Source organism: Pseudoalteromonas sp. S2893 (genome assembly GCF_005887105.1).
Classification (GTDB): Bacteria; Pseudomonadota; Gammaproteobacteria; order Enterobacterales; family Alteromonadaceae; genus Pseudoalteromonas; species Pseudoalteromonas atlantica.
In genome coordinates, this window is sequence record NZ_PNCY01000034.1 from 1 (window position 1) to 13,022 (window position 13,022).

At 42.5% G+C, this 13,022-nt stretch carries 19 protein-coding genes; 1 reads left to right on the forward strand and 18 read right to left on the reverse strand.

Features of this window, described 5'->3' with window-relative positions; translation table 11 throughout:
• Window positions 1-595 precede the first annotated feature (595 nt).
• From rplQ to CWC04_RS15890, 18 genes are all read right to left on the reverse strand, one after another.
• A complete protein-coding gene (gene rplQ / locus CWC04_RS15805) occupies window positions 596-997 on the reverse strand; it encodes a 50S ribosomal protein L17 (RefSeq protein WP_004589197.1) in 402 nt (133 codons plus the stop codon).
• Between the two features lie 39 nt (window positions 998-1,036).
• Window positions 1,037-2,023 (reverse strand): DNA-directed RNA polymerase subunit alpha, encoded by a 987-nt coding sequence (locus tag CWC04_RS15810; protein WP_004589198.1) that lies wholly within the window; start codon window positions 2,021-2,023, stop codon window positions 1,037-1,039.
• A 24-nt stretch (window positions 2,024-2,047) separates the two neighbouring features.
• On the reverse strand, window positions 2,048-2,668 hold the full coding sequence (gene rpsD, locus CWC04_RS15815) for a 30S ribosomal protein S4 (protein WP_004589199.1): 621 nt from the start codon (window positions 2,666-2,668) through the stop codon (window positions 2,048-2,050).
• A 21-nt stretch (window positions 2,669-2,689) separates the two neighbouring features.
• Window positions 2,690-3,076, reverse strand: a complete 387-nt coding sequence (gene rpsK / locus CWC04_RS15820; protein ID WP_002959471.1) for a 30S ribosomal protein S11 — start codon at window positions 3,074-3,076, stop codon at window positions 2,690-2,692.
• A 12-nt stretch (window positions 3,077-3,088) separates the two neighbouring features.
• A complete protein-coding gene (gene rpsM, locus CWC04_RS15825; RefSeq protein WP_004589200.1) occupies window positions 3,089-3,445 on the reverse strand; it encodes a 30S ribosomal protein S13 in 357 nt (118 codons plus the stop codon).
• A gap of 125 nt (window positions 3,446-3,570) precedes the next feature.
• Window positions 3,571-3,684, reverse strand: coding sequence for a 50S ribosomal protein L36 (gene rpmJ / locus CWC04_RS15830; RefSeq protein WP_002959476.1), 114 nt, complete (start codon window positions 3,682-3,684; stop codon window positions 3,571-3,573).
• A 22-nt stretch (window positions 3,685-3,706) separates the two neighbouring features.
• Entirely contained in the window at window positions 3,707-5,035 is a 1,329-nt protein-coding gene (gene secY / locus CWC04_RS15835) for a preprotein translocase subunit SecY (protein ID WP_004589201.1), read from the reverse strand.
• A gap of 10 nt (window positions 5,036-5,045) precedes the next feature.
• On the reverse strand, window positions 5,046-5,480 hold the full coding sequence (gene rplO / locus CWC04_RS15840) for a 50S ribosomal protein L15 (protein WP_004589202.1): 435 nt from the start codon (window positions 5,478-5,480) through the stop codon (window positions 5,046-5,048).
• A gap of 4 nt (window positions 5,481-5,484) precedes the next feature.
• On the reverse strand, window positions 5,485-5,667 hold the full coding sequence (gene rpmD, locus CWC04_RS15845; protein WP_004589203.1) for a 50S ribosomal protein L30: 183 nt from the start codon (window positions 5,665-5,667) through the stop codon (window positions 5,485-5,487).
• 2 nt (window positions 5,668-5,669) lie between these two features.
• Entirely contained in the window at window positions 5,670-6,176 is a 507-nt protein-coding gene (gene rpsE, locus CWC04_RS15850) for a 30S ribosomal protein S5 (protein WP_004589204.1), read from the reverse strand.
• 9 nt (window positions 6,177-6,185) lie between these two features.
• On the reverse strand, window positions 6,186-6,536 hold the full coding sequence (rplR, locus tag CWC04_RS15855) for a 50S ribosomal protein L18 (RefSeq protein ID WP_004589205.1): 351 nt from the start codon (window positions 6,534-6,536) through the stop codon (window positions 6,186-6,188).
• A 9-nt stretch (window positions 6,537-6,545) separates the two neighbouring features.
• The gene (rplF, locus tag CWC04_RS15860) at window positions 6,546-7,079 is read right to left on the reverse strand and encodes a 50S ribosomal protein L6 (RefSeq protein WP_004589206.1); all 534 of its coding nucleotides are present in this window, start codon (window positions 7,077-7,079) and stop codon (window positions 6,546-6,548) included.
• 13 nt (window positions 7,080-7,092) lie between these two features.
• Window positions 7,093-7,485 (reverse strand): 30S ribosomal protein S8, encoded by a 393-nt coding sequence (gene rpsH, locus CWC04_RS15865; protein ID WP_004589207.1) that lies wholly within the window; start codon window positions 7,483-7,485, stop codon window positions 7,093-7,095.
• Window positions 7,486-7,506: 21 nt separating this feature from the next.
• Window positions 7,507-7,812 (reverse strand): 30S ribosomal protein S14, encoded by a 306-nt coding sequence (rpsN, locus tag CWC04_RS15870; RefSeq protein WP_004589208.1) that lies wholly within the window; start codon window positions 7,810-7,812, stop codon window positions 7,507-7,509.
• Between the two features lie 10 nt (window positions 7,813-7,822).
• Complete coding sequence (gene rplE / locus CWC04_RS15875; RefSeq protein ID WP_004589209.1) at window positions 7,823-8,362, reverse strand: 50S ribosomal protein L5; 540 nt, start codon at window positions 8,360-8,362, stop codon at window positions 7,823-7,825.
• A gap of 16 nt (window positions 8,363-8,378) precedes the next feature.
• Entirely contained in the window at window positions 8,379-8,693 is a 315-nt protein-coding gene (gene rplX, locus CWC04_RS15880; protein WP_004589210.1) for a 50S ribosomal protein L24, read from the reverse strand.
• Between the two features lie 10 nt (window positions 8,694-8,703).
• A complete protein-coding gene (gene rplN, locus CWC04_RS15885) occupies window positions 8,704-9,072 on the reverse strand; it encodes a 50S ribosomal protein L14 (RefSeq protein WP_004589211.1) in 369 nt (122 codons plus the stop codon).
• Window positions 9,073-9,348: 276 nt separating this feature from the next.
• Window positions 9,349-11,319 carry an AsmA family protein gene (locus CWC04_RS15890; RefSeq protein ID WP_138685866.1) on the reverse strand — a complete coding sequence of 657 codons (1,971 nt, stop codon included), beginning with the start codon at window positions 11,317-11,319 and terminating at the stop codon, window positions 9,349-9,351.
• A 311-nt stretch (window positions 11,320-11,630) separates the two neighbouring features.
• Between CWC04_RS15890 and CWC04_RS15895 the strand changes: the two genes are divergently transcribed.
• Complete coding sequence (locus tag CWC04_RS15895; protein WP_126008456.1) at window positions 11,631-12,794, forward strand: hypothetical protein; 1,164 nt, start codon at window positions 11,631-11,633, stop codon at window positions 12,792-12,794.
• The last annotated feature ends 228 nt before the right edge of the window (window positions 12,795-13,022 follow it).

The window sequence follows — 13,022 nt, forward strand, 5'->3', positions numbered from 1 at the left end:
AGCGTTAAACTTTATCTCGCTAAGGCTGCGCATCTTACGCTTTCCTATTTTTTTGTCAACACTTAATTTTTTAAACTTGAAAGTTTTTAAAACTAAGTTTTACTCGACTCACTAAGTGGTTTGCTTGCCTCGCTAAGCGTTGCCTGCTCTGCCGTCTCAGTGGGGTCGCATTATAGGGAGATCCGAAAACAGATCAACCCTTTTTTAAAGAAAACTTGAAATAAATGACTGTTCGCTGAGTATTTGAGCTAAACGCTCAAAAACTCTACTAAAAGTAGCCTTAAGCCCACTAAATTAGCTAGTTAAAATTAAATATCTCTGTTCGATTGGCTAATTTGCTTTACCACTATCCAAATTACACTGTACATCTACAGTCTGGGGTATGTTTTACAAACCTTATAAGCTCTACTTAGAGGGTTACCGCTTAATTAAGCTTTTTGAGAATGCAGGCTTTATAACTACATTGGTTTAACTAAGTCGGTTTAACAGAATGAAGGTAATAGGTAATTATCAAGTAACTATTTGGAGGGATGTCAAATTTTAGGCATTAAAAAGCCGAGCATTAAGCTCGGCTTTTTGGTGTCTCTTTAAAGACTTACTCTGCAGACTGCGCGTCTTCTTGAACTTCTTCGTTAGTCGCTGGGCGACCTACTAGTTCAATATAAGCCATTGGTGCATTATCACCAGCACGGAAGCCACACTTAAGAATACGAGTGTAACCACCTGGACGGTCTGTATTACGAGGACCGATTTCGCTGAACAATTTACCAACTACTTCATTATCACGCGTGCGAGCAAACGCTAAACGGCGATTTGCTACACTGTCAGTCTTAGCCAGTGTGATTAAAGGTTCAATTACACGGCGTAACTCTTTCGCTTTAGGCAAAGTAGTTTTGATGATTTCATGTTTCACCAAAGAACCTGCCATATTGCTGAACATCGCTTTACGATGGCTACTGTTACGGTTTAATTGACGACCACTCTTACGATGGCGCATGACCCTATCCTTCTAACTAAACTAATATAGTGATTTAGATTATTCAGCTAGGCTTGCAGGCGGCCAATTTTCTAGGCGCATGCCTAGAGAAAGACCACGTGAAGCTAGCACGTCTTTTATTTCAGTTAGAGACTTCTTGCCTAGGTTAGGCGTTTTAAGAAGCTCAACTTCAGTGCGCTGAACTAAATCACCGATATATTGAATTTGCTCGGCTTTCAAACAGTTTGCTGAACGTACTGTTAGTTCAAGATCATCAACTGGACGAAGTAGAATAGGATCGAATTCTGGCTTCTCTTCTTTCTCTTCTGGCTCAGTTACATCACGTAAATCTACGAATGCATCTAATTGCTCAGCTAAGATAGTAGACGCACGGCGGATCGCTTCTTCAGGATCTAAGGTGCCGTTTGTTTCCATATCAATGATTAACTTGTCTAAGTCTGTACGTTGCTCAACACGGGCTGATTCAACCGAGTACGCAATACGTTCAACTGGGCTGAATGATGCATCAAGCAGCAATCGACCAATTGGACGCTCATCGTCATCAGAGGATAAACGACTAGATGCCGGCACATAACCACGACCACGCTCAACACGAATACGCATGCTGATCTCGCTGCTATCTGTCGTTAAATGACAAATAACGTGATCTGGATTAGCAATTGTTACATCGCCATCGTGCTGAATATCAGCCGCAGTCACAGGGCCTACACCAGATTTAGTCAGGGTCAGAAAAACTTCATCTTTGCCTTCTAACGTTACTGCTAGACCTTTTAGGTTTAGTAGTATTTCAATGATGTCTTCTTGTACGCCTTCTTTCGCGCTGTACTCATGCAATACACCGTCGATTTCAACTTCAGTTACTGCACATCCAGGCATAGATGATAACAGTATACGGCGTAAGGCATTACCCAGAGTATGGCCAAAGCCACGCTCTAGTGGTTCTAAAACTACTTTAGAACGCGTTGGGTTGATAGCGTCGATATCGACTAACCTTGGTTTTAGAAATTCTGTAACAGAACCCTGCATTTTATCCTCTCTTAACTCTTAACTTTACTTAGAGTAAAGTTCGACGATTAGTTGTTCATTAATGTCCGCAGACAGATCTGAACGCTCAGGTAGGCGCTTAAAGCTACCTTCCAATTTCTTACCGTCAACTTCAACCCAAGTCGGCTTTTCACGTTGCTCAGCCAACTCTAGAGCAGCGATGATACGTGCTTGTGTTTTAGACTTCTCACGGATTACTACAGTATCTTCTGGAGCAATTACGTATGAAGGAATGTTCACAACACGACCATTAACTAAAATCGCTTTGTGGCTTACTAACTGACGTGCTTCAGCGCGTGTGCTAGCAAAACCCATGCGATATACAACATTGTCTAAACGTTGCTCTAAAAGCTGTAACAAGTTTTCACCTGTATTACCTTTAAGGCGAGCAGCTTCTTTGTAGTAATTACGGAATTGCTTTTCTAATACACCGTAGATACGACGTACTTTTTGCTTTTCACGTAATTGTAAACCGTAATCAGATAAGCGACCTTTACGAGCGCCGTGCTGACCAGGTGCAGTCTCAAGTTTACACTTAGAGTCGATAGCTCTTACGCCGCTCTTAAGGAACAGGTCAGTACCTTCACGACGACTCAGCTTGAGCTTAGGGCCCAAATATCTTGCCATGTTATTTCTCCTAACCTATTGTTAAACGCGACGTTTCTTCGGTGGACGACAACCATTGTGTGGTATTGGCGTCACGTCAGTAATGTTGGTGATACGGTAACCAGCAGCATTCAAAGCACGTACAGCAGATTCACGACCTGGACCTGGACCTTTAATGAAAACTTCTAGATTTTTTAAACCGTATTCTTGAGCAGCAGTACCTGCACGCTCTGCAGCAACCTGAGCAGCAAATGGTGTAGATTTACGTGAACCACGGAAACCTGAACCACCGGCAGTAGCCCATGATAGTGCATTACCTTGACGGTCGGTAATTGTTACAATAGTGTTGTTGAAAGAAGCATGAACATGAGCCATACCATCAGCAACTTGCTTTTTAACCTTTTTACGACGAATTGGTGTCTTAGCCATAATACTATCCCCTTATCGCTTAATAGGCTTACGAGGACCCTTACGGGTACGCGCGTTAGTCTTTGTTCTTTGACCACGTAGTGGTAAAGAGCGACGGTGACGTAGGCCACGGAAACAACCAAGGTCCATAAGGCGCTTGATATTTAGAGTAACTTCACGACGAAGGTCACCTTCTACAGTGTACTTGCCAACTGCATCACGCAGTACGTCAAGAGTTTCGTCTGAAAGTTCACCGATTTTTGTGGTCTCGGCGATACCAGTCGCTTCTAAGATAGCCTTAGAGCGAGTCTTACCTATGCCATAAATAGCTGTTAAACCAATAACTGCATGTTTATGATCAGGGACGTTAATGCCAGCGATACGGGCCACTAACACATCTCCTATATTTGAATTTGGTAATCAAAAGTTTGAAAAGCCCGTAAGGATACTCAAACGAAGACCAAATCACAACTAAAAACACAGGCCGAGAAATCTCAGCCTGCACGACTGTTTACTTAGCCTTGCCTTTGCTTATGCTTAGGCTCACTGCAAATTACGCGTACTACACCAGCACGTTTAATAACTTTACAGTTACGGCATATTTTCTTAACGGAAGCACGTACTTTCATTGCTCAACTCCGTAAACTGACCTTATCGGCCGTAGCCTTTAAGGTTCGCTTTTTTCAGCACAGAATCATACTGATGTGACATCAGGTGAGTCTGTACTTGTGCCATAAAGTCCATGATTACTACAACGATAATCAAAATTGATGTACCGCCGAAATAGAATGGCGTTTGCCATGCCATAGTCATGAATTCGGGCACCAGACAGATAAAGGTTATATACAAAGCACCTGCCAATGTCAGGCGTGTCATCACTTTATCAATGTATTTAGATGTCTGCTCACCTGGACGAATACCTGGGATAAATGCGCCAGATTTCTTCAGGTTGTCTGCTGTCTCACGCGGGTTAAAAACCAACGCTGTGTAGAAAAAGCAGAAGAAGATGATAGCTGCTGCTAGCACCATCGCATACAAAGGCTGACCTGGAGTCAACGTTGTTGCAATAGCTTGTAGCACATCAGCGACCGGACCTTCACCCTGGCCGAACCAGCTTGCAATTGTACCAGGGAACAGAATTATACTGCTAGCGAAGATTGGTGGAATAACACCCGCCATGTTTACTTTTAGTGGTAAATGCGTGCTTTGAGCAGCAAATACTTGACGACCTTGTTGGCGTTTAGCGTAGTTAACAACGATACGACGTTGTCCACGTTCGAAAAACACTACAAGATAAGTAACAGCGAATACTATAACCGCAACCATCAACAGTACAAAAACATTCAAATCACCTTGGCGCGCCATTTCGGCTGTCGAACCAATAGCAGACGGCAGGTTAGCTACAATACCAACAAATATTAGAACTGAGATACCGTTACCGATACCGCGCTCTGTTATTTGTTCGCCCAACCACATTAGGAACATAGTACCAGTTACTAAACTCACCACTGCGGTGAAATAGAAACCGAGACCCGGGTTAACAACTAACCCTTCCATCATGCCCGGTAAGCTAGTTGCAATACCGATTGATTGGATAGTAGCAAGCACAAGCGTGCCGTAGCGTGTGTACTGGCTAATTTTTTTACGCCCTTGCTCACCTTCTTTCTTAAGCTCTATAAACGGAGGATACATATGCGTTAATAGTTGCGTAATAATCGAAGCCGAGATATATGGCATAATACCCAGTGCTAACACTGAAGCTCGCTCAAGCGCACCACCGCTAAACATGTTGAACATCTCAACAATGGTGCCCTTTTGTTGCTCGAAGAAATCGGCAAGTACAGCGGCGTCAATCCCAGGGATTGGCACAAATGAACCTAGACGGTAAATAATGATAGCACCTAAAACAAATAGTAATCGACGCTTCAATTCCGAAAGTCCACTTTGTGCACTTTGTGTATCTTGACCTGGTTTAGCCATTAGTACTTCCTTAGTCTTCTACCTTGCCTCCGGCAGCTTCAATAGCTTCGCGAGCACCTTTAGAAGCCTTAAGGCCTTTAACGGTAACAGCGCGTGAAACTTCGCCAGATTTAACAACTTTAACGAACAGAACGTTCTTTTTAACTAGACCAGCTGCTTGTAACGCGTTTAGGTCTACCACATCGCCTTCAACTTTAGCGATTTCAAAAAGGTTTACTTCTGCAGATACTAACGATTTGCGTGAAGTGAAACCAAATTTAGGTAGACGACGTTGCATAGGCATTTGACCGCCTTCAAAACCAACGCGTACTTTACCGCCAGAACGTGATTTTTGACCTTTGTGACCACGGCCACCAGTCTTACCAAGACCAGAACCGATACCACGACCAACACGTTTTGGAGCAGTTTTAGAACCTGCAGCAGGTGAAAGTGTATTCAAATGCATGAAATTAACCCTCTACCTTAACCATGTAAGAAACTCGGTTGATCATACCACGTACACATGCTGTGTCTTCTAACTCAACAGTGTGGTTGATACGACGTAAACCAAGACCGCGTAATGTAGCTTTATGCTTCGGTAAACGACCGATAGAGCTCTTTACTTGTGTTACTTTTACAGTTTTATTTGCCATGGTTACCCCAGAATTTCGTCTACGCGCAGACCACGTTTAGCAGCGATTGACTCAGGAGAGTTCATGTTCTCTAGAGCTTGAATCGTTGCACGTACTACGTTGATCGGGTTGGTAGAACCGTAACATTTAGAAAGTACGTTCTGCACACCAGTAACTTCTAGTACTGCACGCATAGCACCACCTGCGATGATACCAGTACCTTCAGATGCTGGTTTCATGAACACTTGTGAGCCAGCATGACGTCCTTTAACAGGATGCTGTAATGTGTTGCCATTTAGGTCTACATTGATCATGTTGCGACGTGCTTTTTCCATTGCTTTTTGAATAGCAGCTGGAACTTCACGAGCTTTACCATAACCAAAACCTACTTTACCTGCGCCATCACCAACTACAGTTAGTGCAGTGAAGCTAAAGATACGACCACCTTTAACTACTTTAGACACACGGTTTACCGCGATTAGCTTTTCAGCTAAATCAGGCTGTTGTTGCTTTGCTTCTACGTTAGCCATTGTCTACTCCTAGAATTGCAAACCGGCTTCACGCGCAGCATCAGCTAGCGCCTTCACACGGCCGTGATATTTAAAGCCACTGCGATCAAAAGCAATCTTTTCGATGCCTTTGTCAGCCGCACGTTCTGCAACCGCTTTACCAACTGCTTGTGCAGCTGAAACGTTGCCTGTGCCTTTAACTGTTTCGCTAATAGCTTTCTCAACAGTAGAAGCAGCAGCCAGTACAGTACCCTCAGCATTAACTACTTGAGCGTAAATGTGACGTGGCGTGCGGTGGATAACAAGACGCGTTGTGCCTTGTTCAATATAATTTCTACGAGTGCGTTTAGCACGACGTAGACGAGCTGTTTTTTTATCCATCGTCTTACCTTACTTCTTCTTAGCCTCTTTACGGCGTACATTCTCATCTGAATAACGAACACCTTTACCTTTATAAGGCTCAGGTTTACGGTATGCACGAATGTTAGCAGCTGTTTGACCAACTAACTGCTTATCTACGCCCTTAACTAGAACTTCTGTTTGGCTTGGAGTTTCAATCGTAATTCCCTCAGGAACTTCGAAATTAACTGGGTGCGAGAAACCAAGTGTTAAGTCTAAAACTTTACCCTTAGCTGCAGCACGGTAACCAACACCTACTAACTGAAGTTTCTTCTCGTAACCTTCATGCGTACCAACAACCATGTTGTTGATTAGAGCGCGAGCAGTACCTGCTTGAGCCCATGCATTAGCTACGCCTTCACGAGGTAAAGTTGTAATAACGTTGTCGTTAACTTGTACTTCAACAGCGTTGTTGATAGTACGAGTAAGTTCACCGTTTTTGCCTTTAACTGTGATGTCCTGGCCTTTTAATGTAACTTCTACACCGGCAGGAACATTGATTGGTGCCTTTGCTATGCGAGACATAGTTCCCCTCCGATTAAGCTACAAAGCCAATGATTTCACCACCAACACCAGCACTACGTGCTGCGCGGTCTGTCATTAGGCCTTTAGAAGTTGATACGATAGCGATACCAAGACCACCCATTACCTTCGGTAATTCGTCACGTTTCTTATAGATACGTAGACCAGGGCGGCTAACACGCTGGATATTTTCAATTACAGCTTTGCCTTCGAAGTATTTCAACTCGATAGAAAGCTCAGGTTTCGCTTCGCTGTTTACAGCGAAATCTGCGATGTAACCTTCGTCTTTTAATACTTTAGCTACTGCTACTTTCAGCTTTGAAGTTGGCATCGTTACAGATACTTTCTTCGCTGATTGACCGTTACGGATACGTGTAAACAAATCCGCGATAGGATCTTGCAAGCTCATAGTCTTACTCCCGTGATACTATTACCAGCTAGCCTTTTTAAGGCCAGGAATTTCACCGCGCATAGCTGCTTCGCGAACTTTAATACGGCTCATGCCGAATTTGCGAAGGAAACCATGTGGGCGGCCCGTAATGTTACAACGATTACGTTGACGTGCAGGGCTAGAATCACGTGGTAAAGCTTGAAGCTTAAGTACCGCGTCCCAACGATCATCTTCAGATGCGTTAACATCGCTGATGATAGCTTTTAGTGCTGCACGCTTTTCAGCGTACTGAGCAACTAGTTTAGTGCGCTTTGCTTCGCGCGCTTTCATAGAATTCTTTGCCATAACCCTACCCTTATTTCTTGAATGGGAAGTTAAACGCTTCTAACAACGCACGGCCTTCCTCATCAGATTTCGCAGAAGTTGTGATTGTGATATCCATACCGCGTACACGGTCTACTTTATCGTAATCAATTTCTGGGAAGATGATTTGTTCACGTACGCCCATGCTGTAGTTACCACGTCCATCAAAAGACTTAGCACTCACACCACGGAAGTCACGGATACGTGGGATAGCGATTGATACCAAACGCTCAAAAAAGTCCCACATACGCTCGCCGCGTAAGGTTACTTTACAGCCTATTGGGTAGCCTTCACGCACTTTGAAGCCAGCAACAGATTTGCGTGCTTTAGTGATTAAAGGTTTCTGACCAGCGATAGCTTCTAGATCCGCAACAGCGTTATCTAAAATCTTCTTGTCAGCTAGGGCTTCGCCCACGCCCATATTTAATGTGATCTTTTCGATCTGAGGGACTTGCATGACAGAGCTGAAACCAAACTTCTCTTGAAGCTCAGCAACTACTTTGTCTTTATATACTTCATGCAGTTTCGCCATCATTCTACTCCAACTATTAGATAGTTTTACCAGTAGATTTAAAGATACGTAATTTCTTACCATCTTCAATCTTGAAACCTACACGATCTGCTTTACTCGTTTCCGAGTTGTAGATCGCAACGTTTGATACGTCGATAGACGCTTCTTTCTCAACAATGCCGCCAGCTTGGTTCAATTGTGGAACCGGCTTTTGGTGTTTCTTGATTAAGTTAATGCCTTCGACAAATACTCGACCAGACTCGGTAACAACTGAAAGCACTTTGCCGCGCTTACCTTTGTCTTTACCTGCTAGTACGATTACTTCGTCATCACGACGGATTTTTGCTGCCATGATAGACTCCTTACAGTACTTCTGGGGCTAGTGAAACAATTTTCATGAACTTATCATTACGAAGTTCACGAGTCACAGGGCCGAAGATACGAGTACCAATTGGCTGCAAGTTATCATTTAAGATAACAGCCGCATTGCTATCGAAACGGATCAGAGAACCGTCCGGACGACGAACGCCTTTTTTGGTACGCACAACTACCGCGTTTTTAACATCACCTTTCTTCACTTTACCGCGAGGAATAGCTTCTTTCACAGAAACTTTAATGATATCGCCAACTGCCGCATAGCGACGGTGTGAACCACCAAGGACTTTTATACACTGCACTTTGCGAGCGCCGCTGTTATCAGCAACTTCCAGCTGAGTTTGCATTTGGATCATGTTAATGACCTCCGGTGTAGTAATTACAACTTGCCTTAAATTTGTTTAAAATCAAGGCACTTCGATTAAATCCCACTCAAAAAACAACAGAGTTGTCTCTTAAGGGCGGGCAATTGTACCAGCATTGGCTAGTGAGTGGTAGGTTATTTTTTAATTAATTTAAGGGAAGGACAGATTAAAACTGAGTAAAAACCGCTATGTAGCTATTTTACAAGTGGTTATAAAACAATCAAGGCGCAAATAGCGCCTTAATTATTTATTAGTGGGGTTTAATAGTTAGCCAAATAAACCTTTTAGTTTATCTTTAACTTTGTCCTTGGCTTTTTCTTTTGCTTTCTCTTTGGCGTCATCGAGCTTTTGCTTTGCTTCATCTTTAAGCGCGTTGCTTACATCTAGCTTAAAGCCAACGTCATGAAATGGGCCTTCTATACGCAGTGGGATTTTAAAGCCTGTACTATCATCTGTAGTGCCTTGCCCTTCAATCGAATCAACAATGCCGGTCACTAAGCGATAATCAACATTGGTTTTAGGCAAATCTACATCGCCCTCACCTGTAATACGAATAAGTGGGCTCATCAGCGATAGGTCGTTATTATGGCCCACGCCATTAGTAAAGTTAAAGCTACCGGTGAGCGCAGAAAAATCTGTTTGCTCTGATTCTTCAAAGCCTGTATCTAGCCCTTCACTCACAGCTCCAAGGTTACCCGTAATAAGCTCTTTGCCTTTGCGAACCATCTCAGCCACGTTTGCGCCTTTAACAGCACCATCGGCAAATTCAAAGCCAACCTTGCCATTTAATGCATTAATAAAGGTTTTTTGACTTTGCCCAGTTGTGGTTAAATTCCAATTTAATGACCCTTTACCCATAAGCTTATCAAAGCCAGCCGCATCAGTGAGTAACGGTTGTGCGTCTATGTCGGCTAAATCAAAATTTGTGCTTATTTTATACGGCGTTTGCTGCGCATTTATGTTGATAACCCCTTTACCAGTGCCCTCATATGCTTTAAAGCTATCTAAGCTTAATTTAGCAACGCTGTTGTTTAAATCGACTGTAAATTGATTAGCACCTAGCTCAATATCGTTAGCTTTTAAACCGCTTGAGCGAATAACTACATTAGCATTAAGTGCATTTAATGCGCTTAAATCAATTTTAGTATCGTCCCAAACAATCGGCTGCGCGGCTTTAGGTTCTTCGCTTTGCGGCGCTTGCTGCTTAGCGACTGCCTCCGGTAAGTAGGGATTTAAATCAAGCATACCTAGGTCTATATCAGCATTAACCGCTAGTTTATTGCCTAAGTTTACTTCACTTTTTCCTTTAATCTCTAACTCATCTAGGGTAGCAATCAGCTCTTCTAAGTTAAACGTATCATCTATAAGATGCATTTTACCGTTTACACTAAACGCATTAAATGCATTTTCTTTAGCGTTTAAGTCTACCCCTTGCCAAGTTGCTAGCTCCTTAACAGAGTCGCCACTTAGCGCTAACTCGCCTTTTATATCTTTACCTTGGCGAGCAATACTGCCGTTAAAAGTAAGATCGACCAAGCTAGAGTCTACGCTTTGAGTAACCTCAAACGTCGCCCCTTCAATTGCCTTTGCCGGCGTATCAAGTTTTACATCAAGCTCAAAGCGCTCTTGCATATATGTAATGCCGCCTTTGATCTCTAGTGTCTTACGTAGTGAAGGAAGTAAAATAGCCAATTCCAAGTCACTAATTTGTTGTTTAGCGCCTGTTTGCCCATCTAGGTAAGTAAACGTACCACCGTAAATAGCCACTTCACCTAACTCTATATCAAAGTTCTCTGGTAGTTTAACAGCCTCACCTGATTGAGTTTGCTCTTGCGGCTGCTCTGCTACAGCATCAAACAACTGCCAGTTAGCTTTACCGTTTTTATCAGTTTCTAATAAAATATTGGGCTCGTTAATAACAAACTTATCAAGTTTGAATTCGCCGCCAAATAGCGATAACCATGGTATATGTACAGCTAATTGCTCCATACTTGCCATGTCGTCGCGTGAGCCTGTCTGCATGTTTGCAAAGTGCACATCGTTAAGCTCTAACTTTAATGCAGGAAATACACTAAGCGTTTTATCACCTTTAATAGTAAGTGTGCGCCCTGTTGTTTTTTCAACCTGCTCAGATACTTTATTAAAAATAGTATCGGTTGGGATTAAAAACGGAGCGGCAATAATTAACGCAATACAAAGTAAGAGTATTACACCAACAATTTTGAGTAAGGTCTTCATGATCATCCTTTCAAACGTGCAAATAATGTTCTTATCATAGCGAGTGTTAGCTTTAAAATCATTGTCGTTGTGACAAAAAAGCACTTTATTGTAATTTATTTAATTTGAAATGAATTTATGCTTAAAAGTAAACGTTGCAAAATTGGTGACTAAAAGTAAAGCTCATCAAGTTTAAATCTAACCAAGTATTAAACCCTACAACATTGCATCCCTTGAATTGTTAGGTATGATGCACGGCCCTGTTGCTATTGGCGTATTTGCGCTAAAATAAAGCAGCTAAAAAATGTATCTACTCGGAGACTCTACAAGGCATGAAAAAACTGCTAATTTCACCGTCAAAAATGGCGCTAGGCGAACAAGAAAGTCAAATTTACCAAAACATCTTGAAGCAAGCTTCAGAACTAAGCCTAAACCTAATGGCCGTGAAAGTAGAAAACCACCCAGAGGATTTCTTAGGCTGGTGTTATGAGCTGCTAAGTGCAAGTAAAGACCGTATAAATTACGATTTACTAGAGCCACAACAACTGCCAGTTTTAAAAAAGCTGCACGACCAGCTAACCTCAGCAATTAGCTTTTTACAGCTCAAAACACTACGTGTAGCACCTTGGCCTGTTATTAGTATGTTTGTAGAGCAACACAAAGAACTTATTGCACTGGACGAACAGCTTCGCCTTACCACGTATATGCACAGCATTCGTGAGCAAGCACTAAAAGATATGATCCCAGAGGATTTACTGGCATTTAGTGGTAAACACACTGCCACGCTCGACCCAAGCACCTATAACTTTGATGTTGAATGGTTCGCATCAACAAAAAGTGCAAAGGGTTTTCATCAAATGCTAGCCGACTTGCCTGGCGCGTTTGACGAAGCACTTGCTAACATCCCGCTTGAAGGTGATGTGAGCGAAGCTGATTACCAACAGTTTGTCGTTGCTTATTTACTTGCCTTTAACGGTAGCGATGAAAAACCAACCCTTGCCCCTGCTACACGTTTATTAGCAATGCGCCGCCCAGATGTGTTTACGCCGATTAGTAATAGCCGTCTTGATGCATTATGCGCAGCTTTAGGTATTACAAAATTAAACAATCGCGACTTTGAGCGCTACTGGCAAGATATAGTACAAAGCATTCATGCTATGTCGTGGTTTAAAATGGCTAATGGCAGCAATGAACTAGAAGAGCAACTAGTTAGTATAAAAGCGTTATTACCATGCTTTTTTTACTATGCAGATGCCAGTACGGCCGACAACTCAAATTATATTAAGCTATTAAATAAACCTAAACGCAGCACAACAAGTGCGGGAAAACCACAGCGTAGAGGTAAAGAGTCTGCCGAAATACTTGTAGACCGTGCACTTGCAGCCGATGACATTCCCGAGCATATTCGTAGCAAACGCGACTCTATTATTAGCGAAGTACAAAAAGGCCGCGGAGTAAACGAAACAATTAGTCTTATGCGCACTATATTTGGCTAAATCTACCTAACCTAACTGTATTTTTCTGGTGCAGTTAGGTTAATTTATGCACCAGCAGTGTGCGTTTTTTAATTAACCTCCTCAATCATTCCCTCTTCTAAAACTTCTCAACATATTGTTTTATAAAAGTAAAAAACCAGTTTTATAGAAATTATTTTAAGCTGGCACATACAGTGCAATTGCATTCCCAGTTAAACAATAAAACACCGCCAGTCAAAGGGTTGCCAA